Annotated in this window: 23 protein-coding genes; 4 read left to right on the top strand and 19 right to left on the bottom strand. The window is 61.0% G+C overall.

Annotated features, from left to right (window positions below):
* Window positions 1–60: 60 nt before the first annotated feature.
* The gene (gene pta, locus LB453_RS08585; protein WP_103794162.1) at window positions 61–2,205 is read left to right on the top strand and encodes a phosphate acetyltransferase; all 2,145 of its coding nucleotides are present in this window, start codon (window positions 61–63) and stop codon (window positions 2,203–2,205) included.
* A 286-nt stretch (window positions 2,206–2,491) separates the two neighbouring features.
* On the opposite strand, the gene yfcD is transcribed toward pta, so the two are convergent.
* Together yfcD and yfcF are read right to left on the bottom strand one after the other, a co-directional pair.
* On the bottom strand, window positions 2,492–3,010 hold the full coding sequence (gene yfcD / locus LB453_RS08580) for an NUDIX hydrolase YfcD (protein WP_033750514.1): 519 nt from the start codon (window positions 3,008–3,010) through the stop codon (window positions 2,492–2,494).
* A 113-nt stretch (window positions 3,011–3,123) separates the two neighbouring features.
* The gene (gene yfcF, locus LB453_RS08575; protein WP_103794163.1) at window positions 3,124–3,765 is read right to left on the bottom strand and encodes a glutathione transferase; all 642 of its coding nucleotides are present in this window, start codon (window positions 3,763–3,765) and stop codon (window positions 3,124–3,126) included.
* Between the two features lie 172 nt (window positions 3,766–3,937).
* Here yfcF and LB453_RS08570 point away from each other — a divergent pair, with 172 nt between their 5' ends.
* Window positions 3,938–4,858 (top strand): TIGR01777 family oxidoreductase, encoded by a 921-nt coding sequence (locus LB453_RS08570; RefSeq protein ID WP_103794164.1) that lies wholly within the window; start codon window positions 3,938–3,940, stop codon window positions 4,856–4,858.
* 46 nt (window positions 4,859–4,904) lie between these two features.
* On the opposite strand, the gene hisP is transcribed toward LB453_RS08570, so the two are convergent.
* From hisP to LB453_RS08495, 15 genes are all read right to left on the bottom strand, one after another.
* Window positions 4,905–5,678 carry a histidine ABC transporter ATP-binding protein HisP gene (hisP, locus tag LB453_RS08565; RefSeq protein WP_103794165.1) on the bottom strand — a complete coding sequence of 258 codons (774 nt, stop codon included), beginning with the start codon at window positions 5,676–5,678 and terminating at the stop codon, window positions 4,905–4,907.
* Between the two features lie 8 nt (window positions 5,679–5,686).
* A complete protein-coding gene (locus LB453_RS08560) occupies window positions 5,687–6,403 on the bottom strand; it encodes an ABC transporter permease (protein WP_103794166.1) in 717 nt (238 codons plus the stop codon).
* Window positions 6,400–7,086, bottom strand: a complete 687-nt coding sequence (locus LB453_RS08555; RefSeq protein ID WP_033750538.1) for a histidine ABC transporter permease HisQ — start codon at window positions 7,084–7,086, stop codon at window positions 6,400–6,402. Before LB453_RS08555 ends, LB453_RS08560 begins: the two co-directional genes overlap by 4 nt.
* 127 nt (window positions 7,087–7,213) lie before the next feature.
* A complete protein-coding gene (argT, locus tag LB453_RS08550; RefSeq protein ID WP_103794167.1) occupies window positions 7,214–7,996 on the bottom strand; it encodes a lysine/arginine/ornithine ABC transporter substrate-binding protein ArgT in 783 nt (260 codons plus the stop codon).
* 268 nt (window positions 7,997–8,264) lie between these two features.
* The gene (locus LB453_RS08545; protein WP_103794168.1) at window positions 8,265–8,834 is read right to left on the bottom strand and encodes a UbiX family flavin prenyltransferase; all 570 of its coding nucleotides are present in this window, start codon (window positions 8,832–8,834) and stop codon (window positions 8,265–8,267) included.
* A gap of 112 nt (window positions 8,835–8,946) precedes the next feature.
* Window positions 8,947–10,464, bottom strand: coding sequence for an amidophosphoribosyltransferase (gene purF / locus LB453_RS08540; protein WP_103794169.1), 1,518 nt, complete (start codon window positions 10,462–10,464; stop codon window positions 8,947–8,949).
* Between the two features lie 36 nt (window positions 10,465–10,500).
* Complete coding sequence (cvpA, locus tag LB453_RS08535; protein WP_103794170.1) at window positions 10,501–10,986, bottom strand: colicin V production protein; 486 nt, start codon at window positions 10,984–10,986, stop codon at window positions 10,501–10,503.
* Window positions 10,987–11,238: 252 nt separating this feature from the next.
* Window positions 11,239–12,018: a cell division protein DedD gene (gene dedD, locus LB453_RS08530; protein WP_103794171.1), complete on the bottom strand. Its 780-nt coding sequence runs from the start codon at window positions 12,016–12,018 to the stop codon at window positions 11,239–11,241.
* The gene (gene folC / locus LB453_RS08525; RefSeq protein ID WP_103794172.1) at window positions 12,008–13,282 is read right to left on the bottom strand and encodes a bifunctional tetrahydrofolate synthase/dihydrofolate synthase; all 1,275 of its coding nucleotides are present in this window, start codon (window positions 13,280–13,282) and stop codon (window positions 12,008–12,010) included. Before folC ends, dedD begins: the two co-directional genes overlap by 11 nt.
* Window positions 13,283–13,368: 86 nt before the next feature.
* A complete protein-coding gene (accD, locus tag LB453_RS08520; RefSeq protein ID WP_103794173.1) occupies window positions 13,369–14,280 on the bottom strand; it encodes an acetyl-CoA carboxylase, carboxyltransferase subunit beta in 912 nt (303 codons plus the stop codon).
* 150 nt (window positions 14,281–14,430) lie between these two features.
* A complete protein-coding gene (locus tag LB453_RS08515) occupies window positions 14,431–15,093 on the bottom strand; it encodes a DedA family protein (RefSeq protein WP_103794174.1) in 663 nt (220 codons plus the stop codon).
* Window positions 15,094–15,120: 27 nt separating this feature from the next.
* Window positions 15,121–15,927 carry a tRNA pseudouridine(38-40) synthase TruA gene (truA, locus tag LB453_RS08510; RefSeq protein WP_103794175.1) on the bottom strand — a complete coding sequence of 269 codons (807 nt, stop codon included), beginning with the start codon at window positions 15,925–15,927 and terminating at the stop codon, window positions 15,121–15,123.
* Window positions 15,927–16,937 (bottom strand): aspartate-semialdehyde dehydrogenase, encoded by a 1,011-nt coding sequence (locus LB453_RS08505; protein WP_103794176.1) that lies wholly within the window; start codon window positions 16,935–16,937, stop codon window positions 15,927–15,929. Before LB453_RS08505 ends, truA begins: the two co-directional genes overlap by 1 nt.
* 104 nt (window positions 16,938–17,041) lie before the next feature.
* Window positions 17,042–18,175, bottom strand: a complete 1,134-nt coding sequence (pdxB, locus tag LB453_RS08500; protein WP_103794177.1) for a 4-phosphoerythronate dehydrogenase PdxB — start codon at window positions 18,173–18,175, stop codon at window positions 17,042–17,044.
* Between the two features lie 58 nt (window positions 18,176–18,233).
* Window positions 18,234–19,013 (bottom strand): AraC family transcriptional regulator, encoded by a 780-nt coding sequence (locus tag LB453_RS08495; protein ID WP_224481686.1) that lies wholly within the window; start codon window positions 19,011–19,013, stop codon window positions 18,234–18,236.
* A gap of 94 nt (window positions 19,014–19,107) precedes the next feature.
* On the opposite strand from LB453_RS08495, the gene LB453_RS08490 reads away from it, so the two are divergent.
* Both LB453_RS08490 and flk read left to right on the top strand, forming a co-directional pair.
* Entirely contained in the window at window positions 19,108–20,004 is an 897-nt protein-coding gene (locus tag LB453_RS08490) for a DMT family transporter (RefSeq protein WP_103794179.1), read from the top strand.
* Window positions 20,005–20,104: 100 nt separating this feature from the next.
* Window positions 20,105–21,136 (top strand): flagella biosynthesis regulator Flk, encoded by a 1,032-nt coding sequence (flk, locus tag LB453_RS08485; protein ID WP_103794180.1) that lies wholly within the window; start codon window positions 20,105–20,107, stop codon window positions 21,134–21,136.
* Window positions 21,137–21,153: 17 nt separating this feature from the next.
* On the opposite strand, the gene LB453_RS08480 is transcribed toward flk, so the two are convergent.
* Both LB453_RS08480 and fabB read right to left on the bottom strand, forming a co-directional pair.
* Entirely contained in the window at window positions 21,154–22,338 is a 1,185-nt protein-coding gene (locus LB453_RS08480) for an MFS transporter (protein ID WP_411970196.1), read from the bottom strand.
* Window positions 22,339–22,425: 87 nt separating this feature from the next.
* Window positions 22,426–23,646: a beta-ketoacyl-ACP synthase I gene (gene fabB / locus LB453_RS08475; RefSeq protein WP_103794181.1), complete on the bottom strand. Its 1,221-nt coding sequence runs from the start codon at window positions 23,644–23,646 to the stop codon at window positions 22,426–22,428.
* Window positions 23,647–23,708 lie beyond the last annotated feature (62 nt).

The raw sequence follows: 23,708 nt of genomic DNA, 5'->3' as shown, positions 1-23,708 counted from the left end.
CTCCCCGTCAGCCTCGGCTGACGGTGTTGTTTTTGACACTACCTAAAGCGAGGTTCAAACGTGTCGCGTACAATTATGCTTATTCCTACCGGCACCAGCGTCGGCCTGACCAGCGTCAGCCTCGGCGTTATTCGTGCCATGGAGCGTAAAGGCGTTCGTCTCAGCGTCTTTAAACCTATCGCGCAGCCGCGCGCTGGCGGCGACAAGCCCGACCAGACCACCATGATCATCCGCAAGAACTCGTCAATTCCCGCCGCCGACCCGCTGAAAATGTCGCGCGTGGAGTCGCTGCTGGGCGCTAACCAGCAGGACGTGCTGATGGAAGAGATCATTGCGCGCTACCATGAAAACACCAAAGATGCGGAAGTGGTGCTGGTTGAAGGCCTGGTGCCGACGCGGAAGCATCAGTTCGCCAATGCGCTCAACTATGAGATCGCCAGGACGCTTAACGCCGAGATCGTGTTTGTTATGGCGCTGGGCAACGACTCTCCCGCCCAGCTGAAAGAGCGTATCGAACTGACGCAAAGCAGCTTTGGCGGCAGCAAGAACAAAAATATCACCGGCGTTATCATCAACAAGCTGAACGCCCCGGTGGATGAACAGGGCCGCACGCGCCCGGATCTGTCAGAGATTTTCGACGACTCCACCAAAGCAAGCGTCGCCAACATCGATCCGAAACAGCTGTTCGCCGACAGCCCGCTGCCGGTGCTGGGCTGCGTGCCCTGGAGTTTCGATCTTATCGCCACGCGCGCCATCGATATGTGCCGCCACCTCAATGCCGACGTGATCAACGAAGGCGAGATCGCTACGCGCCGCGTCAAGTCTGTTACCTTCTGCGCGCGCAGCCTGCCGCATATGCTGGAGCATTTCCGTCCCGGCTCGCTGCTGGTGACCTCAGCGGACCGTCCCGACGTGCTGGTGGCCGCCTGCCTCGCCGCGATGAACGGCGTAGAGATTGGTGCCATCCTGCTGACCGGCGGCTACGAGATCGACAGCCGCATCGCGAAGCTGTGCGAACGCGCCTTCCAGACCGGCCTGCCGGTCTTTATGGTGAAAACCAACACCTGGCAGACGTCGCTCAGCCTGCAGAGCTTCAATCTGGAAGTACCGAGCGACGATACTCAGCGCGTGGAGAAAGTGCAGGAGTATGTCGCCAACTATATCAACGCCGACTGGATCGAATCGCTGACCGCGACCTCCGAGCGCAGCCGTCGCCTGTCACCGCCGGCCTTCCGCTATCAGCTCACCGAGCTGGCGCGCAAAGCGGGCAAACGCATCGTGCTGCCGGAAGGCGATGAGCCGCGCACCGTCAAGGCTGCCGCCATCTGCGCCGATCGCGGCATCGCAACCTGCGTGCTGCTGGGCAACCCGGATGAGATCCAGCGCGTCGCCGCAGCCCAGGGCGTCGAACTGGGCAAAGGCATCGAAATCGTCGATCCTGAAGTGGTTCGCAACAACTATGTGCCACGCCTGGTGGAGCTGCGTAAGAACAAAGGCATGACCGAAGTGGTGGCGCAGGAGCAGCTGGAAGATAACGTCGTGCTCGGCACCATGATGCTGGAGAGCGGCGAAGTAGACGGTCTGGTGTCAGGCGCGGTACACACCACCGCCAACACCATTCGTCCGCCGCTGCAGCTGATTAAAACCGCGCCGAACAGCTCGCTGGTCTCCTCGGTGTTCTTTATGCTGCTGCCGGAACAGGTGCTGGTCTATGGCGACTGCGCCATCAACCCGGATCCAACCGCAGAACAGCTGGCGGAAATCGCTATTCAGTCTGCCGACTCCGCCCATGCTTTCGGCATCGAACCGCGTGTGGCGATGATCTCCTACTCAACCGGCACCTCCGGCGCGGGCAGCGACGTGGAAAAAGTGCGCGAAGCGACGCGTATCGCCCAGGAGAAACGCCCGGATCTGGTGATCGACGGTCCGCTGCAGTATGACGCGGCAATTATGGAAGATGTGGCCAAATCCAAAGCGCCGAACTCGGCGGTTGCAGGTCGCGCCACGGTGTTTATCTTCCCGGATCTCAACACCGGCAATACCACCTACAAAGCGGTGCAGCGCTCAGCGGATCTGATCTCTATCGGGCCGATGCTGCAGGGCATGCGCAAGCCGGTTAACGATCTGTCGCGCGGCGCGCTGGTGGACGATATCGTCTACACCATCGCCCTGACCGCGATTCAGTCGCAGCAGGCGGAAGGCTAAGTTTTCCGGGTTCACATCCTGACGAACAAGAGCATGCCCACGCATGCTCTTTTTTTATCGCATCGCCTGGTGCCGAATCTTGCTCGCTACGCCACGTTCGGAGACAACCAGGGACGCGAATAGACTGACTTTGCTGCGGCATCCTGGTGCATCCCGGCGGCGCATTAACAGAGCTCGCACAATGCCCCATAAAGGCGCGGGCAACAACCGGTGAAGGGAAGCGGCGGCCTCACAGGCCGCAAAAACAAAAAAACGCCCAGACGGGCGTTTTTTCAATCACCTGTTTTTAAGCGTCGCCGTTACGCGTCAGCCATAGCGACAGCGCCTTGAGCGAATCATCGGTGAACTCGTCGCAGCGCGCGGTAATCTCATCCGGGGTCATCCAGAACACCTCGTCCACCTCCTCTTCCTGCATGGCGAACGGGCCGTGATAAACGCAGCTGAACAGCCCGCCCCAGACGCGGACATGCTCATCTTCGAAGTAGAACTTACCGTGCTCGGCGAAAGGCACATCGGCGATGCCCAGCTCCTCTTCAGCCTCGCGGCGTGCCGACTCCAGCAGATCTTCGCCGCTCTGCACCACGCCGCCCGCCGTGGCGTCCAGCATGCCGGGCATGAAGTCTTTGGTCTCGGTGCGGCGCTGCACCAGAATCTTGCCTGCGCCGTCATGCACCACGATATAGGTGGCGCGATGGCGCATACGCTGCGCACGCATCTGTGCGCGCGTCGCCTGCGCAATCACTTCATTCTCTTCATTAACGATATCGACCCACTCGATAGCGTCGCCCGCGGTTTGATCCACCATCCGGTAACCCTTTTCTGTTCTGGCGTGCCGTGCGACACGCACCTGATTGCCACGTCGTTGTTATAGTGTGCTGTAAGGTAATCACTTCCGCTCGCCTGAGCAAGCGGCGCAATCTATCGTTGTTTGCCGCTTTCAGCCAGCCAGAGCTGTACCGAGGCGCGCTGCCACTGAAATTCAGCATATTCCCTGAGTTTATCCGGCAGCGCGTCGCCGTGCAGCGCCAGACGATTCAGCATTACCGCCAGATCGGTATCGGCCACGGACCACTCGCCAAACAGGTTCTGCTGCCGATCCGGCAGCAGACGCAAACTCGCCGCAATCAGCTTTTCTGCCGCCTGGGCCGCCGCCGCGCTCAACGGCGGAAAACGCTCGCCGGCGAATAACACCTCTGTCGGCCGCTCCTGACGGACAGGTAAAAAGTCGCTGCGCAGCCACGCCTGCACTTCACGCGCTCGCGCGCGCTTCTCGCGATCGCGCGGATAGAGGCGCTCGAACGCCGGCGCGGGAAAACGCTCTTCCAGATATTCAGCGATAGCGGAGGATTCGCTCAGCACAAACTCGTCGATCTGCAGCGTTGGCACGCGGCAGGTCAGCGACAGCGCGCGATAGTCATTAGTGAACTGCTGATTTTGTGCAAGATCGATACGTTTCAGCGAAAAAGGGACGCCTTTTTCGGTAAGCGCGACGTAAACAGACATGGCGTAAGGACTAAAAAACGATGAATCAGACCACAGGGTGATGGAGGGGTAATTCATCTGTTACCTCAACTGTCTTATCCGGGTAGCCTGATATTTACCCATTTTCTTTCCGCAAAGCAATGTCCTGCTGGTCCGATGTTCTTAAAGCGCGACGCAGCGCTGCAGCGTGCGGCCACGCTTCTTCTATGCTGAAACTGTGCGTATCAGAAAAATGATAAGGAGACGCGAGATGCACATACTTGTAACCGGCGGAACCGGGCTAATCGGCCGCCATCTTATCCCCCGCCTGCTGACGCTGGGACATCAGGTTAGCGTCGTCACGCGCGATGTCGCCGCCGCGCGCGAAAAACTCGACGCGCGCGTCGCGCTCTGGTCAGGCCTGGCGCAGCAGCAAAACCTTGACGGAGTTGACGCGGTCATCAATCTTGCTGGCGAACCCATCGCCGACAAGCGCTGGACCGAGCAGCAGAAACAGCGGCTGTGCGAAAGCCGCTGGCAAATCACCGAACGCATCGCCTCGCTGATCAACGCCAGCCATACGCCGCCGCGCGTGCTGCTCTCCGGCTCGGCGACCGGCTACTACGGCGATACCGGCGAGCTGGTGATGACGGAGGAGGATCAGGGTCAGGAGGAGTTTACCCACAGCCTCTGCGCGCGCTGGGAGCAGCTGGCGCTGAGCGCCCAGAGCGAGCGCACCCGCGTCTGCCTGCTGCGCACCGGCGTGGTGCTGGCCAGCGAAGGCGGCGCGTTAAGCAAAATGAAGCTGCCGTTTAAGCTCGGCGTTGGTGGCCCTATCGGCAGCGGCAAACAGTATCTGCCCTGGATCCATATCGACGATATGGTCAACGCCATTCTCTGGCTGCTGGATCGCGACGACCTCAGCGGCCCGTTCAATATGGTGGCGCCCTACGCGGTGCGCAACGAGCAGTTCGCCGCCACGCTTGGTCACGTTATGCACCGCCCGGCCTTTATGCGCACTCCCGCCAGCGCCATCAAAATGATGATGGGCGAATCGGCGGTGCTGGTGCTGGGCGGGCAGCATGTGCTGCCGAAGCGGCTGGAGGCCTCCGGCTTCGGCTTTCGCTGGTACGATCTGCAGGAAGCGCTGCAGGATGTGGCGGGAAAACACGCCGGCAAAGGCGCGGCGTAGAGTCAGGCTGTTTTCCGCCTCCTCCCCTGGACGGAGGAGGCGGCCTTTACTTCAGCGACCCCTTAAGAAACTGCTGCAGGCGCGGGCTTTTCGGGTTACCGAACAGCACGTCCGGCGGCCCTTCCTCTTCAATCTTGCCCTGGTGCAGAAAGATGACGTGGCTGGAGACGTGGCGCGCAAACTCCATCTCATGGGTCACCACCACCATGGTTTTACCCTCTTCCGCCAGCTTCTGCATGATACGCAGCACTTCGCCCACCAGCTCTGGATCGAGGGCCGAGGTCGGTTCGTCGAACAGCAGCACTTCCGGCTCCATCGCCAGCGCGCGCGCAATAGAGACGCGCTGCTGCTGACCGCCGGAAAGATGCACCGGATATTTCGCCTGCGCGCGCTCGTCGATGCCAACCTTGTTGAGATAGTTAATGGCGCGGGCGCGGGCGTCCGCTTTGCTGAGCCCCAGCACCTGAATCGGCGCCTCCATCACATTCTCCAGCACCGTCATGTGGCTCCACAGGTTAAAGTGCTGAAACACCATGGTGAGACGGGTACGCAGCGAACGCAGCTGCTCTTTATTGGCCACCTTCAGCTGACCGTCGGTGTCGCGCACCAGGTTGATCGGCTCGTTGGTAACGGAAATGGTGCCCTCGCTCGGCTTCTCCAGGAAATTGATGCAGCGCAGAAAAGTGCTTTTCCCCGATCCCGACGATCCGATGATGCTGATGACATCGCCCGCATCGGCCTGTAAAGAGACCCCTTTTAATACTTCATGGTCACCGTAACGCTTATGCAGTTCGGTCACGCTTAATTTGTTATCAGCCATAGTTCTACTCAATGCGATGACGAAGGTTTGATGTGTGCGAGGAAGCGGCGCTCCGCCAGACGGAACAGGCTAATCAACACCCAGGAGATAATCAGATAGAGCACTGCCGCGATGCCGAACGCGGTAAAGGGCTGATAGGTCGCCGAGTTGATATCGCGCGCAATTTTCAGCAGATCCGGCACCGTCGCGGTAAAGGCGAGCGCCGTGGAGTGCAGCATCAGGATCACCTCATTGCTGTAGGCGGGCAGCGCGGTGCGCAGCGCGGACGGCAGAATAATGCAGCGGTAGAGCTTAAAGGTAGAGAAGCCGTAGGCGCGCGCCGCCTCGATCTCGCCGTGCGGCACGGCGCGGATCGCCCCGGCGAAGATCTCCGTGGTATAGGCGCAGGTATTCAGGGTAAACGCCAGCAGGGTGCAGTTCAGCCCGCTGCGAAAAAAGGCGTTAAGCAGCTCCGAGCCTTTTACCACTTCCAGCGTATACATGCCCGAATAGAACACCAGCAGCTGAACGTAGAGCGGCGTGCCGCGAAACACATAGGTAAAGAGCCAGACCGGGGTGCTGACGAAACGGTTTGGGGAGACGCGCGCAATGGCGAGCAGCACCGCCAGGCAGCCGCCGATCACCACCGACAAAATCAGCAGCCACAGCGTAATAGCGACGCCGGTAAAGCGATATCCGTCGGTCCAGAGCAGGGATTTCCAGTACTCCTGAATAATATCGATCATAACTCCGCCCTTTTTACGCCGACCGAGTAGCGGCGATTCAGCCACCACAGCACGCCGTTAGACAGCGTGGTAAAGATTAAATAGATCGCGCCAGCGACAATGGCGAAGTAGAACGGCTGCCAGGTGCTTTTACCCGCCAGCTGCGTCGCTTTCACCACATCCTCCAGCCCCAGCAGCGACACCAGCGCCGTGGCTTTCAGGATAACCTGCCAGTTATTGCCGATGCCGGGCAGCGCGTAGCGCATCATGCCGGGAAACAGGATGCGGCGAAATACCTGGGAACCGGTAAAGCCGAAGGCGGTGGCGGCTTCGATCTGGCCTTTCGGCACGGCAAGAAAGGCGCCGCGAAAGGTTTCGGTAAAGTAGGCGCCGTAGATAAAGCCGAGCGTAATAATACCGGCCACCATCGGATCGATATCGAACTGGGCCAGGCCCATGGCGTCGGTCAGCGCGTTAAGGGCGATCTGCAGGCCGTAGAAAATCAGCAGCATCAGCACCAGGTCGGGCACGCCGCGAATCAGCGTGGTGTAGCCTTCAAACAGCATCGCCAGCGGGCGACTGCGGGAGAGCTTTGCGCCCGCGCCGATCAGGCCGAGCACAACAGCCAGCACCACTGAGCTGAGCGCCAGCTCCAGCGTGACCAGGGTGCCTTTGAGAATAACCTCGGAATAGCCGTACAACATTTAATCGATCCCGTCGTGGAGAAAACATCAATGTCCTGCCCGCGGGCGCGCCAGCGGGCAGTCCTGATCGGATGGTGCGTTGCGCCGTGCGGCTCAACGCAGAAGGATCAGATAAGGGTCGACAGGATTAGTCACCGTACACATTGAAATTAAAATACTTTTTCGCGATCTTGTCGTAGGTGCCATCTTTGCGCATCGCCTCAAACGCTTTGTCGATGGCCGCCTTCAGCTCGCTGTCGTCTTTACGCAGTCCCATACCGGTGCCGACGCCGAAAATCTTGTCGTCTTTCACCGCCGGACCGGCGAAGGCGTAGTTCTTGCCCACCGGCTGCTTCAGGAAGCCTTCACTCGCCTGCACTTCATCCTGAAACGCCGCGTCGATACGACCCGCGTTCAGATCCTGATAAACCAGGTCCTGATTAGCATAAGGCGTCACGTTAACGCCTTTAGGACGCCAGTTCTGGTTGGCGTAGGTTTCCTGCGTGGTGCCCTGCAGCAGGCCGATGTTTTTGCCCTTCAGCGACTCGATGGTCGGCTGAATCGGCGAACCTTTCGGCGCCACCAGGCGGGCGTTGGCCGCATAGAGTTTGTCAGAGAAGGCGATCTCTTCCTGACGTTTGGCGGTGATAGAGAGCGAGGAGATGATGGCGTCGATCTTCTTCGCCTTCAGCGAAGGGATCAGCGCGTCAAAATCGCTTTCTACATAGGTGCACTTCGCATTAATACGTTTACAGATTTCGTTAGCAAGATCGATATCGAAGCCGACAAGCTCTCCTTGCGCGTTTTTCGATTCAAACGGCGGGTAAGTCGGGTCAGTCCCAATGCGAATCGACGACGGCACCGCGGCGAAAACGCTGGCGGCGCTGGTCAGGCCCAGCATGAGAGAAAGAGCCAGAACTCGCTTTTTCATAGATTACCCTCAGTGAAGTGCTTTTTGTTATGGGTGCGTGATGTGTTTGCGCTTGTTAAGCCACATATTTCTTGCATATTTCATGCCAGCAATGCAAGCCGTTCGCGCACCCGGCAGCGCGCCAGCAAGGCGTTGCCGCCGGGTTTGTGAGGGGAATATATCAGTGATGTCAGCGAGAAAAAGCGACCTTGTTAACTTTTGGTGCACCAAATGCACGAAGAGTGATCGGCCGCGCGAATTTGCACATGAACAGTGCAAAACATGCGGGTTATGCACCGTTCCAGCGCGTAAAAAGATCCTGCGGCAGCGTAATATCGAACTGATCGATCACCCGGTTAACCGTCTGATCCACCAGCTCCATAATGGACTGCGGACGATGATAGAAGGCCGGCACCGGCGGCATAATTACCGCGCCCAGCTCGGCGGCGGTGGTCATCATGCGCAGATGGCCGATATGCAGCGGCGTTTCGCGCACCCCCAGCACCAGCTTACGCTGCTCTTTCAGCACCACGTCGGCGGCGCGCGTCAGCAGGCTGTCGCTGTAGCTGTGTACGATACCGGAGAGGGTTTTCATCGAGCACGGCAGGATCGCCATGCCCAGGGTCTTGAACGATCCCGACGAGATGCTGGCGGCGATATCGCGCACGTCATGCACCACATCCGCCAGCGCCTGCACTTCGCGCAGCGTATAGTCGGTTTCCAGACTCAGCGTCTGCCGCGCCGCCGGACTCACCACCAGATGGGTTTCCACCTCGCTGACCTGCTGCAGCACCTGCAAAAGCCGCACGCCGTAGATCGCGCCGCTTGCGCCAGAGATGCCAATGATGAGTCGTTTCATGGGTGTTCCTTGCCGGTTCAGTGAGGCGCTATGATAGCGCGGGCCAGAACAGGAAAACAAACGGGGCGGATTTCTCCGCCCCGTGCTCTACTGGTTAGCGCTGAAAACGCGCTTAGCCTTCGTTATGCAGCTCGAGGTTCTCAACTTCATTCTGACGCTGCAGCGCTTTGGCATCGTCGTTGCGCAGCGACTGGAGATACTCCAGATACTGCTGATCGACATCCTTAGTCACGTAAACGCCGTTAAACACCGAACATTCAAACTGGGCGATATCGGGGTTCTCTTCGCGCACCGCTTCGATCAGGTCGTTGAGATCCTGGAAGATCAGCGCGTCGGCCTTGATCAGCTGACAGATTTCATCCACTTCGCGGCCGTGTGCGATCAGCTCGGTGGCGCTCGGCATATCGATGCCGTAGACGTTCGGGAAGCGAATTTCCGGCGCGGCGGAGGCCAGGTAGACGCGTTTCGCCCCCGCTTCACGCGCCATCTCGATAATCTGCTCAGAGGTGGTGCCGCGCACGATAGAGTCATCTACCAGCAGCACGTTCTTGTCGCGGAACTCGGCGCGGTTGGCGTTGAGCTTGCGGCGAACGGCGCTGCGACGCAGCTGCTGTCCCGGCATAATAAAGGTGCGGCCGACGTAGCGGTTTTTCACAAAGCCCTGACGATAGGGCTTGTCGAGAATACGCGCGATCTCCAGCGCGATATCGGTAGAGGTTTCCGGAATGGGAATCACCACGTCGATATCGAGATCTTCCCACTCGCGGGCAATCTTCTCGCCCAGCTTGGTGCCCATGCGCACGCGCGCGCTATAGACGGAGATCTTGTCGAGGAAAGAGTCGGGACGCGCAAAGTAGACATACTCGAACAGGCAGGGGTTGCTCTTCGGGTTTTCCGCGCACTGGCGCGTAAAGAGCTGGCCCTGCTCGGTGATATAGACGCCTTCGCCCGGCGCGACGTCGCGCAGAAACTCGAAGCCCAGCGTATCGAGCGCCACGCTCTCAGAGGCGACCATATACTCGACGCGGCTGTCAGGCAGCACGCGCTTGCCCAGCACCAGCGGACGAATGCCGTTTGGATCGCGGAAGGCGACCATGCCGTGGCCGATGATCATCGCAACAACGGCGTAAGCGCCGCGCACCTGCTGATGCACCGCCGCCACCGCAGCGAAAATATTGTCCGCTTCCAGCGGGTCGTTCTGAAAACGGTCCAGCTCCTGCGCGAAGATATTCAGCAGGATTTCAGAATCTGAAGTGGTGTTGACGTGACGGCGGCCCTTTTCGAACAGGTGCTTGCGCAGGTCGTGCGCGTTAGTCAGGTTGCCGTTATGGGCCAGCGTAATACCGTACGGCGAGTTAACGTAGAACGGCTGCGCTTCAGAGGCGCTGGAGCTGCCTGCGGTCGGGTAGCGAACGTGGCCGATCCCCATATTGCCCTGCAGACGCTGCATGTGGCGAGCTTCAAAGACATCGCTGACGAGGCCGTTCGCCTTACGCAGACGGAAGCAGTTCAGCGCATCGATAGTACAAATGCCTGCGGCGTCCTGCCCGCGGTGCTGAAGCACCGTTAACGCATCATAGATCGACTGGTTGACCGGCATAAACCCGGTGATACCAACAATACCGCACATGTTGTCATTTCCTCATTAGCCGCACTCCCGGTGGCGTCACCGGGGCAAAAAACTCGACGTGCTTTTCAGGTAGTCAAAAAACCATCTGATTATATAACTGAACTGGGGAATGAGCTGGGACTGCTGCCAGTCCGGACTTTTGGAAAAGCCGGTGAATGTATCGAGGAAGAAAAGAATCGCGCTTACGATCAGCACGCCGCGTAACGCCCCGAAACAGACCCCCAACACCCTGTCGGTTCCCGACAGGCCGGTCTTCTCAACCAGCGAGCCGATCACATAGTTGACTATCGCGCCGACAATCAGCGTCGCGACGAACAGCACCGCGATGGCGATGCCGTTACGCACCAGTTCGTCGTCAAAACCTGTAAACCAGACTGCAAGGTAGGCGTAGTAATGACTGGCGACAAAAAACGCGCATCCCCAGGTAACGAGAGATAAGGCTTCGCGGACAAACCCTCGAATCAGGCTGACCAGAGCCGAAAAACCAACTACCGCAATAATGACGTAATCAATCCAGACCATGAACTCTTCCAGCGCCAGTGCGTTTGCACCCCTGCATCCAGTTCGGGGCGCATTCTAACAGAAAAAGAAAACGTTTGCGTAGCGCTTTTCCTTTTCACCTTCCATAAAAAGGGCGATGAAAAAAACTTTCCTCGCCCTGTGGAGATTCAGCCATTCAAGCCGTTGAATCTCAATCAGTTATATTAAGCTGCGCAGCTTTAACACTGCGTGCGGCGCCGCCTTTTTATGCTATCGGCGGCACCAATCAATGCCTTAACGGGCGCTATAGGGCTTCACCACGCCGCCGAGGCCAGAGACGCTCTGCAGCTCCGACAGCGAGCCCTGCAGTTTGGCTTTCGAGGCGTCCGGGCCGACATAAATGCGGGTGATTTGTCCCTGTACAGGCGTAGAGGGCACGGTAAAGGCGCGATAGCCCGACAGACGCAGCTTCGCCACGATTTCGCTGACCTTCGCCGCATTTTTCAGCGCGCCGAGCTGCACCACATAAGCCTGACCGGCTGGCGCGCTCTGCTCGGCAGCCTTCGGCGTTTCCGCTGGCTTCGCCGGTTCACTCTGCTTCGTTTCCACCGGCTTAGACTCGACCGGCTTCGCCTGCTCTACCGGTTTCGGCTGCGCTTTCGGCTGCTCGACCGGTTTCGCCTTTGGCTGTTCCGCCGGGCGGGTTTTCGGCTGTTCCACCTGACGCGGTTTCGACGGTGTATTCTGGTGCACCGGCGGCGGCGTCACCACGCTGGGCTCGCTTTCGCTCTGCGGCGTGGCGTTGCCCTGCTCGGCGACCGGATTGTGGGCGGTGCTGCTGTTGCTGTTTACCGCGCTGCCCGCCCCCTGCGGTGGCTGTGACGGCAGCGGCTGCGTCACCGGCGGCACCATCTCGCTATCCTGCTGGTCATCCGGCTTCGGCACCAGCGGGATCGCTGCGAACTCCTCTTTATAATGCTTCTTTTTGCCGTCCAGCAGGCCCGGCAGCACAATCACGCCGACCGCCACCAGAATAATGGTGCCGACCAGGCGGTTCTGAAACTTACTTGCCACGACCTTTCTCCGTCTCTGTCGATTCCATGACCTGCGCCACGGTATGGAAAGATCCACATACCAGCACAATGTCCTGCGTCCCGGCCTGCGCGCGCGCCGCCTGCCAGGCGCTCTCCACGTCGGCAAAGGCGGTCGCCGCGTCGCGAGGCAGATGCGTCATCAGCTCATCGGCGGTGGCACCGCGCGACCCCTCAAGCGGCGCGCAGTACCAGCGGTCGATTTGCGGCGCCAGCGCCGCCAGGGTGCCGGCGATATCTTTATCATGTAGCATCCCCACCACCGCGTGTACCCGGCCGCTTTTTGGCAGCTGCGCCAGACGCGACGCCAGATAGCTCGCCGCGTGGGGGTTGTGCGCCACGTCGAGGATCACGCGCGGCGATTCGCTTACCGTCTGGAAACGGCCAGGGAGAACTGCCAGCGGCAGATTATTGCGGATAATCGTCTCGCTGACGTTCAGGCCGGAAGCGCGCAGCGCCGCCAGCGCCGTGGCGGCGTTAGGCAGCGGCACCTGCGGCAGCGGCAGATCGTTCAGCTCTCCCTGCGCGTCGCGCCAGGCCCAGCTCTCCGGCTGCTGGCTGTAGTGCCACTCCTGGCCGCGACGCAGCAGCAGCGCGCCCTTCTCCGCCGCAACGGCGGCGATGCTGGCGGGCATATCTGGCTCGCCGACCACGGCGGGCTTGCCGCCGCGAAAGACGCCCGCTTTCTCGCGGCCGATGCTTTCACGATCCGGGCCAAGCCAGTCGGTGTGATCCAGCGCGATGCTGGTCACCACCGCCACGTCGGCGTCGACAATATTAGTGGCATCCAGCCGGCCGCCCAGCCCCACTTCAAGGATCACGACGTCCAGCTGCGCCTGTTGAAACAGGTTCAGGGCGGAGAGCGTGCCGAATTCAAAATAGGTCAGCGAGACGTCGCCGCGTCCGGCTTCGATTTTCGCGAAGCTGGCGCTGTGCTGCGCCTCGTCAAGCTCCTGACCCTGCACGCGCACGCGTTCGGTATAGCGCACCAGATGCGGCGAACTGTAGACCCCGACGCGATAGCCCGCCGCCATCAGCAGCGTCTCGAGCGTACGGCAGGTGGTGCCTTTGCCGTTGGTGCCGGCGACGGTGAAAACAAAAGGCGCGGGTTTTAGCAGGTCGAGGCGCTGCGCGACGCAGCGAATGCGATCGAGCCCCAGCTCGATGGTCTGCGAGTGCAGATGCTCAAGATAGTAAAGCCACGTGGCCAAAGGCGACGTGGCTTGAGGAAGGTGAAGAGTATCCATATGTCCCGTTTAACAGATTTTGACCCGGTTCAGCCGGTTCGACGGTGCATTGGTGAAAGGCGCGCCGCGCGCGCCTCTCTCTCCTGTCAGGCCTCGTTGCTTTCCGGCGCTTCCGCAGGCGCGGTCGGTTCGCCATCGTGCAGCGGCGCGGGAAGATTCATCATCTTCGCCAGCAGGCTCGCCAGTTTATAACGCATTTCCGGGCGGCGAATGATCATATCGATCGCGCCCTTCTCAATCAGGAATTCGCTGCGCTGGAAGCCCGGCGGCAGTTTTTCACGTACGGTCTGCTCGATGACGCGCGGACCGGCAAAGCCGATAAGCGCCTTCGGCTCGGCGACGTTAAGATCGCCCAGCATCGCGAAGCTGGCGGAAACGCCGCCCATGGTCGGGTCGGTCAGCACCGAAATATAGGGCAGACCGCGCTCCTGCATTTTAGCCAGCGCGGCGCTGGTTTTTGCCATCTGCATCAGCGACATCAGCGCTTCCTGCATACGCGCACCGCCGCTGGCGGAGAAGCAGATCAGCGGACAGTTGTCTTCCAGCGCCTGCTCAACCGCGCGCACGAAGCGTGCGCCGACCACCGAGCCCATTGAGCCGCCCATAAAGGCAAACTCAAACGCGGCGGCCACAACCGGCATGCCGTGCAGCTGACCTTTCATCACGATCAGCGCGTCTTTCTCTTCTGTCTCTTTCTGCGCGGCGGCAAGGCGATCCTTATACTTCTTGGAGTCGCGGAATTTCAGGATATCCTTCGGCTCCAGCTCGCTGCCCAGCTCGGTCAGCGTGCCCTGGTCGAGCAGGCTGTTGAGGCGCTCGCGGGCGTGCATGCGCATGTGATGGTCGCACTTCGGGCAGACCTCAAGATTACGCTCCAGCTCGGCGCGGTACAGAACCTGACCGCAGCTGTCGCACTTGGTCCAGACCCCTTCCGGGATGCTGGCACGACGTGCAGGCGTAACGTTGCTTTTATTAAGAATGCGTTCAATCCAGCTCATTGAAGACCTTTTTGTTTAAAACTGACCTGGTCCAGTCATCTTATTTGCTGCTGAAAACCGCTTCAGCAGACATGAAATGTCGCTCATTAAACCACAACCCATTCCGACTGTGGATAAAAATCTGGTCTAACCGCAACGCGACCGAACCCGTTACGACTGTTTGCCCTGCTTCGCCTGGCGGCGGTGACGCCACACCTCAATGACGCCGGGCAGCACCGAGACCACAATGATGGCGACGATCAGCAGCTTCAGGTTCTCCTGCACCACCGGCAGGTCGCCGAACAGATAGCCCGCGTAGGAGAAGAGCAGCACCCACGCCAGCGCGCCGGCGACGTTAAACAGGGCAAAGTGACGATAGGACATATGCCCCATACCAGCGACGAAAGGCGCAAAGGTGCGCACAATCGGCACGAAACGCGCCAGGATAATGGTTTTGCCGCCGTGACGATCGTAAAACGCATGGGTTTTATCGAGATAGCTGCGGCGGAAGATGCGCGAATTCGGGTTGCTGAACAGCCGCTCGCCGAACAGACGACCAATAGTGTAGTTCACCGCATCGCCCAGTACAGCGGCCACCACCAGCAGCGCCGCCATCAGGTGGACGTTGAGGTCGTTGCCCGGCAGCGCCGCCAGCGCGCCTGCCACGAACAGCAGCGAGTCGCCCGGCAGGAAGGGGGTGACCACCAGGCCGGTTTCGCAAAACAGGATCAGGAACAGAATGGCGTAAATCCAGATGCCGTACTGCGCAACCAGCTCGGCCAGATGCACATCAATATGCAGAATAAAATCAACCAAAAAATGGACGAACTCCATAACGCCTCTCTGAAATGACCTGCTAAATTAGTCCGCCAGGAACAACGGCCCCATCGGCGGTTCGGGTAACGCAAAATGCGACGGATAGTCCACCGCCACTAAATAGAGTCCTTCCGCTCTGGCCGTCGCCGCCGCCAGGGTGCGATCTTTCGCCGCCAGCAGCGTCGCCATCCACTCCTCCGGCTGGTTGCCGCAGCCGATCTCCATCAGGCTGCCGACGATATTGCGCACCATGTGATGCACAAAGGCGTTGGCTTTAATATCGACGATAACAAAGGCGCCCTGGCGCGTGACGTTCAGATGCATCACATTACGCCACGGCGTGCGCGACTGACACTGCACGGCGCGAAACGAAGTAAAGTCATTCTCGCCCAGCAGACACTGTCCGGCGCGGTGCATCTTCTCTGCATCCAGCGGGTGATAAAAATGGGTGACGCCGCGACCCAGGATCGCCGGACGCAGCCGCTGGTTGTAGATCACATAGCGATAGCGGCGCGCCGTCGCGCTGAAGCGCGCGTGAAACTCGTCCGGCACCGCTTTTACCCAGCGTACCGCGATATCTTCCGGCAGATTGGCGTTAACGCCCAGCGTCCAGGCACCGTCGGCGCGCTGCGACGTGGTTTCGAAATGCACCACCTGGCCGGTGCCGTGTACGCCGGCGTCGGTACGCCCGGCGCAGAAGACGCTTACCGGATGATTTGCCACTTTCGACAGCGCTTTTTCCAGCTTCTCCTGCACGCTGCGTACTTCCTGCTGGCGCTGCCAGCCGTAGTAACGGCTGCCGTCATACTCAATACCGAGCGCCAGTTTATGCGTCTGACCTTCAGCCAACATTAATAGAGATACTCCTGCACCAGCTTCTCAGCCGTCTTCACCGCCATCAGCGCGCCGCCGAAGCGAATGTTGTCCGCCACCGACCAGAACTGCAGCAGTTCAGGAATGCCGTAGTCGTTGCGCACGCAGCCGATGCTGAGCTGTTCATTGCCGGAGGCGTCGCCGACCTGCGTCGGATAGTCATCCTCGTCGCTCAGGCTGATATCAGCCGCCTGCGCCAGCTCGGCGCGCGCCTCATCCGCCGACAGCGGGCGCAGGCTCTCCAGGTGGACAATCTGCGCGCTGCCGTAAAAGACCGGCGCCTGCACGCTGCTGACCGCAATCGGCAGCCCGTCGTCCTGTAGCACCTTACGCACCTGATCGACCAGACGACGCTCGCTGGCTACGCTGCCCTCCGCGTCGGCCAGCTGCGGCAGCAGGTTGAACGCCAGCTGGCGGCCGAAGAAGTGATCTTCCGCCGGCACACCGTTAAGCAGTCGCGCGCTCTCGCCCGCCAGGCCGTCAACCGCGCTTTTGCCGTGGCTGGAGACGGAGATCAGGTTGGTGACCTGCAAACGGCCCAGACCCGCCGCGTCTACCAGCGGTTTGATGGCGCTGAGCAGCTGACTGGTCAGGCTGTCGGCGACGCTGACCAGGTTGCGGTTGCGGTAGTCCGCCAGCACCTGCGGGTTGACGTCCGGCACCACCAGCGGCACATCCGGCGACAGCGCGAAGCAGTCGCTGCTGTCGATCACCAGACAACCGGCGCTGGCGGCCTCATCGGCATAGCGCGCCGAGGCGTCGCGACCGGCGACGAAAAAGGCCAGCTGCGCCTGCGACCAGTCGAAGTCCGCCGCGTTCTCAACGCGCAGCGAGCGCCCCTCGAAGCGCAGCGTTTCGCCGGCGCTGTTTTCACTCGCCAGCAGATATAACTCACCAACCGGGAACTGGCGTTCCGCCAGCAGCTCCAGTACAGCGTTCCCTACTGCGCCTGTCGCGCCAAGTAGCGCAATATTCCAGCCGTCAGACATGTTGGTTTACTCCAGACAATGACATAAAAACAGAAGGCGGTGATATTCACCGCCCAGGTTTCGGAATTATCCCCCGCTATGTCCGCCACAGCGAGAGGAAAAATTTAGCAGTTATTGAGACGCGCGCTAAAACCGAGGGCGTTCAGTAAGCTGGCGGTCTCTGCGTCGTTGCAGATCACCTCCAGCGATGACCACTCGCGCCGCTCCTGATACTCCTTGCGCAGGCGGTCAAATTCGCCAGGTTTTGCCGCCGCTTTACGCAGCGGCGCGTCGTCTCGGCGCACATCATACACCAGATGCGCCAGACGTTTCAGCGTTGCCTGATCGAGCGGGCCGTTAAGGGTGACGCTGCTGAATTCCGGCGTCGGCAGCAGCTCGCTGAGCGGCACCTGCTGCGGCTGGCCGAGGAAGTCGCACCAGGCTTCAAACACCTGGGTGGTGCCGCGCGCCTTGCCCTCCAGCGTATAGCCAGCGATATGGGCGGTGCCGACATCCACGCGATCCAGCAGATCGAGCGACAGCGCCGGTTCCGGCTCCCAGACGTCGAGCACCACGCTGAGATCGGGGCGCATCTTCAGTACCTCCAGCAGCGCGGCGTTATCCACCACCGGTCCGCGGCAGGCGTTGATCAGAATAGCGTTGGGCTTCAGCGCCATCAGCAGCGCCGTATCGGCGAGATGCCAACTTTTATAGGGCCCCTCTTTAAACAGCGGCGTATGGAAGGTCAGGATGTCCGCCTCCGCCACCAGCGCGTCGAGCGAGCGGAAGTCGCCCGCGTCGCCGCGATCGGCGCGCGGCGGATCGCACAGCAGGGTTTTTACGCCCCAGGCTTCCAGCCGTTTTTGCAGTCGGCCGCCGACGTTGCCGACGCCGACAATGCCAACGGTGCGGTCGCGCAGCGCGAAACCGTCGCGCTCTGCCAGCAGCAGCAGCGCGGAGAAGACATACTCCACGACCGCGATAGCGTTGCAGCCCGGCGCGGCGGAGAAAGCGATGCCCGCCTGTTGCAGCCAGGCTTCATCAATATGGTCGGTGCCCGCCGTGGCGGTGCCGACGAATTTTACCGGCTTGCCCGCCAGCAGCGCTTCGTTCACCTGAGTGACCGAGCGCACCATCAGGCCGTCAGCATCCTCCAGCTCCTGCTGCGGCAGCGGACGACCCGGCACCGCCTGTACTCTGCCGGTACGGCTGAACAGTTCACGCGCATAAGGCATATTTTCATCGACAAGAATCTTCACCACGGCTTTCCTGCTGGTTGCATTGTTGAGGTGAACTATTGTGGCACAAACGCGCCTGTTAACCCAGGCGCGCGCGGTAGCGATCCGGCGTGGTGCCCGCCTGCTGTTGGAACATCACGATCAGCGCCGACGCCGAGCTGTAGCCGAGATCGTGCGCAATCGCCTGCACGCTTTTGCCCTGCCCCAGCTGCGCGACGGCGTGCAGAAAACGCAGCCGCTGCCGCCACTCGCCAAAGGACATATGCAGCTCCTGACGGCAGCGGCGCGCCAGCGTGCGCTCCGTTGTAAAAACGCGCGCCGCCCATTCCGCCAGCGTAGTGTTATCGCCGGGATTCGCCTCCAGCGCGTGCAGCACCGGCGCGAGAAACTTATCCTGCGAGCCAGGCAAATAGCTCTCCTGCACCGGCGCCAGCCGCAGCCGATCGCGCAGCACCTCGCACAGCCGCCACTGTTCGGCGCTCTCTGGCTGTTCAAGGCCGAGACGCGCGAACTCATCCATAATCGCATGGACGATGGCGTCGACGTTCAGCAGGCACGCCTGCGGCGGCAGCCCCTCGCAGAGCGCGGCGGCGAGATTAAAGGTGCGGAACTGCGCCTGCTGGTGGTTGTAGCTGGCGTGGCGCTGTCGCGGTGGGATCCAGATGGGAATGCTGGCGGGCGTCAGCAGCCGTTCACCCTCTACGCTCATCTCCAGTACGTGGCGCGTCACAAAGATCAGCTGCCCCCATTCATGGGCGTGCGGCAGATATTCGGTTTTGGCGTTGGCTTGTTCATAGCGCATAAAATAGCGAAGCTGCAGCGCATCTTCGGGCGGCTGGTATTCAACCTGTACACTCATTCTGTCCGGTCAGCCCCTTTTTTTGTCTGTTTTTCACTATCTCCTTAAAAGCGGTCAAAAGTAAACTGGCGCCCTACATCCGCAGGAGAAGATCATGAATTTACTTTTTCCGCTGCTGGCGGTGCTGATCTGGTCGGTGAATACCATCGTCAGTAAGCTCTCCGCCGGCAGCATCGATCCCGCCGCCATATCGTTTTACCGCTGGCTGCTGGCGCTGGTGGTGCTTACGCCCTTCGCGCTGCCGGGCGCGTGGCGACATCGCCGCGCCATCCGCGCCAGCCTGGGACGTCTGCTGATCCTCGGCCTGCTTGGCATGGTGCTCTATCAGAGCCTGGCCTACTACGCGGCGCATAGCGTTTCGGCGGTGATGATGGGCATTCTCGGCGCTACCATTCCGCTGCTGACCATTCTGCTTAGCCTGGTGGTGCTGCGGCTGGCGCCGACGCGCGGCATTCTTATCGGCGGGCTGCTGTCGTTTGCGGGTCTGGTGTGGCTGGTGAGCGATGGTCATCCCGCCCAGCTGCTGCACCAGCGTCTCGGCAGCGGCGAGCTGATGATGCTGGCCGCCTCTACCTCCTACGCGCTCTACGGCGTGCTGACCAAACGCTGGGCGATCCCGCTGCCGACATGGCAGAGCCTCTACGTACAGGTTTTTTTCGGCGTGCTGCTGCTGCTGCCTGGCTTTCTGCATGCGCCCGAGGTCACGCTTAACGCGCGCAATATCCCGCTGGTGCTGTTTGCCGGACTCTTCGCCTCGATTATCGCCCCCTTTCTGTGGATCCTGGGCGTGCAGCGTCTGGGTGCCAGCACCACCAGCATTTTTATGAATTTCGTTCCGGTTTTTACCGCCGTTATCGCGGTGCTGTTTCTGCATGAGCAGCTGCACGCCTGGCACTGGATCGGCGGTGCTATGACGCTGCTGGGGGTGATCCTCGCCCAGCGGCTGAAAACTCCCCTCAGGCGTTCCAGGGCGGAGGCGACGCCCGGCTGAATAAACCGCGGCCCCCGTGGGATTTCCCGGGGGCTTTTGCTATCATGGCGCATCTTTTTTCCGGCGCACCCCACGCTGTTCTGTTTTCAAGGATTTCGCCATGCAACCTCTTAGCGGCCCCGGTGCGCCGATGGGCGATCGTTCTGCTGTCCCGCCGTCAACCGGCGCGTCCCGTCCCGGCGTGACGCCGGGCGATCAGCCCCTCTCTCCGGCCCAGCGCACCACGCTGGAACGCCTGATCGTGCGCATTATGTCATTCAGCACCTTAAAAGCGCCTGAACTCTGGGCGGGCGTGCAGCGCGAAGTCGGGGTAAAAAGCGAGGCGGAGCTGCAGTCGCGTCATTTCCCGGCGGCAGAGCAGTATCTGAATAGCCGTCTGACGCAGGCGGAAAACGGACGCGCCACGCGCCAGCTGCTTACCCAGCTCACCGACCTGCTGCCGCAGGGTAATAACCGCCAGGCGGTAAGCGACTTTATTCGCCAACAGTTCGGCCAGACGGTGCTGAGCTCGCTGTCGCAGGATCAGCTGCGTCAGGTGCTGACCATGCTGCAGAACGGCCAGATGGCGATCCCGCAGCCGCAGCAGTCGCGCACCACCGACCGCACGCTGCTGCCCGCCGAGCATCAGACGCTGAATCAGCAGATTGCCCGACTGGCCGCCGCCACCGGCGAGTCCACCGGCAAGATCTGGGCCTCGGCGCTGAAGCTGGCCAATCTCACCAGCGGCGATCCCATCCCGTCGCGCCTCTTCCCGCTTTTGACGCAATATTTGCAGGTGCGCCAGACGCTGAGTCAACACGCCGCCCCCACCCTGCTGGTGCTGGAAGCGTCGCTGAAGCAGCCGCTCGACAGCAACGAGCGCCAGCAGCTGGAGGATTACAGCCTGCAGCGCTTTCAGGCGACGCCGCAGACGATTCTGACGCCTGCGCAGACCCAGGATCTGCTCAACCAGCTTTTCGCGCGCCGCGCCGAACGGCATCAGGAGCAGCCGCTGGCCGAAAGCGCGCTGCGCCCGCAGCCGATCTGGGCACCCTTTATTGCCGCGCTGCCGCAGCCGCTGGCGCAGCGCCCGCTGCTGGGCGTCGCCGCGGTGCTGATTGTGCTGTTCCTGCTGCTGTGGCTGGTGATCTGAGTAAGTCGCCGCGCGCTTCAGGCGCGGCGGGCAAAGCGACAGGTCACAACGATACCCAGCAGCGCGCAGCAGGCACCGGCCAGGTAGACCGAGCCGTAGCCGAGCGCGGTCGCCAGCAGTCCGGCGAGCGGCCCGCTGGCGCCGTAGGCGACATCCTGAAACGCAGAGAAACCGCCCAGCGCCGTGCCGCGCACCTGCGGCGAGACGCGCTTCACCACCTCTACGCCGAGCGCCGGAAAGATCAGCGAACAGCCGCAGCCGGTCAGGGCCGCGCCGATAAGCGCCATCCAGCCCTCCGCGGCGAACGCCAGCAGCAGCAGCCCCGCCGCCTCTACCAGCAGTGAAATCAGCGCGACGCGGATGCCGCCGTGCCGATCCGGCGTGCCGCCGAACGCCAGCCGCACCAGCACAAAAGCGACGCCAAACGCCGTCAGGGTAAAGCCGGCGTTGCCCCACTGCTGCGCGGCAAAGTAGAGCGAGGTGAAGGCGCAGATCACCGCAAAGCCGACGCCCTGCAGCGCCAGCGCGAGGCCCGGCTGGAAAATAGTGCGAATCACGCGCCACAGCGCAGGTCGCTCGCCTCCCATCACCGGCACCGGCCGGATGGCGCTGTTAAGCAACAGCGCCACCAGCGGCAGCGCTGTCGCTACCGCGCCCAGCAGCGCGAAGCCGCCGTGCTGGTACAGCAGCAGCCCGAGCGGCGCGCCAGCCGCCAGCGCGCCGTAGATCGCCATACCGTTCCACGACATCACCAGCCCGGAGCGTTTCGCCCCGACCAGCCCCAGCCCCCACGTCAGGTTCCCGGTAAGCAGCAGGCTTTCGCCGAAGCCGAGCAGCAGACGCCCCAGCGCCAGCAGCGCAAACCTGATGAGCGCCGGAACCGGCAGCAGCGCGGCGGCCAGGTAGGCGATGCCCACCAGCATAATCGCCAGCATCCCCTGCTGGGTGGTGCGCTTTGCGCCGTGCCGATCGGCGCGGCGGCCGGCAAAGCCGCGCGTCATCAGCGTGGCGAAAAACTGAATGCCGACCGCGACGCCGACCATCACGTTATTCATGCCCAGTTCCTGATGGACATAGAGCGGAATAACCGGCAGCGCCAGTCCGGCGGTAAGGTAGGTAATAAAGACGGCAAGCGAGGAGCAGGCGAGCGGCAAAGTAGAGGCGGCCTGCGGTTCTGTTGCGGTGGTGGTCATAACGGACATAGCTCCCTGATGTCAAACGCGTCTGCACCCGGGCCACAAAAGAAAAAGGGCCGGTCAGACCGGCCCTTTATAAAACATTTTTAGCGATTACGCCTGAAACTTACGCATCGTCAGCGTCGCGTTGGTGCCGCCGAAGCCGAAGCTGTTGGACATAACGGTGGTCAGCGCTTTCTCCGTCGGTTTAGTGACGATATTCATGCCTTCCGCCGCCGGGTCTGGCGTTTCGATGTTGATGCTCGGCGCGATAAAGCCGTGCTCCAGCATCAGCAGGGTGTAGATCGCTTCCTGCACGCCCGCCGCACCCAGCGAGTGGCCGGTCATCGCTTTAGTGGCGGAGATGGCCGGGGTGTTGTCGCCAAACACTTCACGGATGGCACCCAGCTCTTTCACGTCGCCAACCGGCGTGGAGGTGCCGTGACTGTTCAGGTAGTCGATTGGCGTATCCACGCCCTGCATCGCCATCTTCATGCAGCGCACCGCGCCTTCGCCCGATGGTGCAACCATGTCCGCGCCGTCAGAGGTCGCGCCGTAGCCGACGATCTCTGCATAGATATGCGCGCCGCGCGCCAGCGCGTGCTCCAGCTCTTCCACCACAACCATGCCGCCGCCGCCGGCGATAACAAAGCCGTCGCGCTCGCTGTCATAGGTACGGGACGCTTTTTCCGGCGCGTCGTTATATTTGGTAGAGAGTGCGCCCATGGCGTCGAACTCGCACGCCATTTCCCAGCACAGCTCTTCGCCGCCGCCGGCAAAAACGATGTCCTGCTTGCCCAGCTGGATCTGCTCAACCGCGTTACCGATACAGTGCGCCGAGGTCGCACAGGCGGAGCTGATGGAGTAGTTTACGCCGTGGATCTTAAACGGCGTGGCGAGACAGGCGGAGACGCCGGACGCCATCGCTTTGGTGACCACATAGGGGCCGACCGCTTTCAGGCCGCGCGGGCTGCGCATCGCGTCAGCGCCGAATACCTGGAAACGCGGCGAACCGCCGCCTGAGCCAGCAATCAGACCCACGCGCGGGTTGCTCTGATACTGCTCGTCGGTCAGACCGGAATCTTTGATCGCTTCTTCCATGGAGAGGTAAGCATAGATGGACGCATCACTCATAAAACGCACAATCTTGCGATCGATAAGGCCGGTGGTATCCAGTTTGACATTACCCCAGACGTGGCTACGCATACCGGAATCCTTCATCTCCTGAGAGAAGGTAATGCCGGAACGGCCTTCACGCAGAGATGCGAGTACTTCCTGCTGGTTATTACCAATGCTGGAAACAATCCCCAGGCCAGTAATCACTGCACGTTTCATTCAGTTGTCCTCATTCCACTTCTTTTGGATTGACACGCACTCTAGCTTACACTTGTACGCCG

Origin of the sequence: Pantoea agglomerans (assembly GCF_020149765.1) — a bacterium.
GTDB classification, from domain to species: Bacteria; Pseudomonadota; Gammaproteobacteria; order Enterobacterales; family Enterobacteriaceae; genus Pantoea; species Pantoea alvi.
This window is presented reverse-complemented; position numbering and strand designations above follow the sequence as displayed.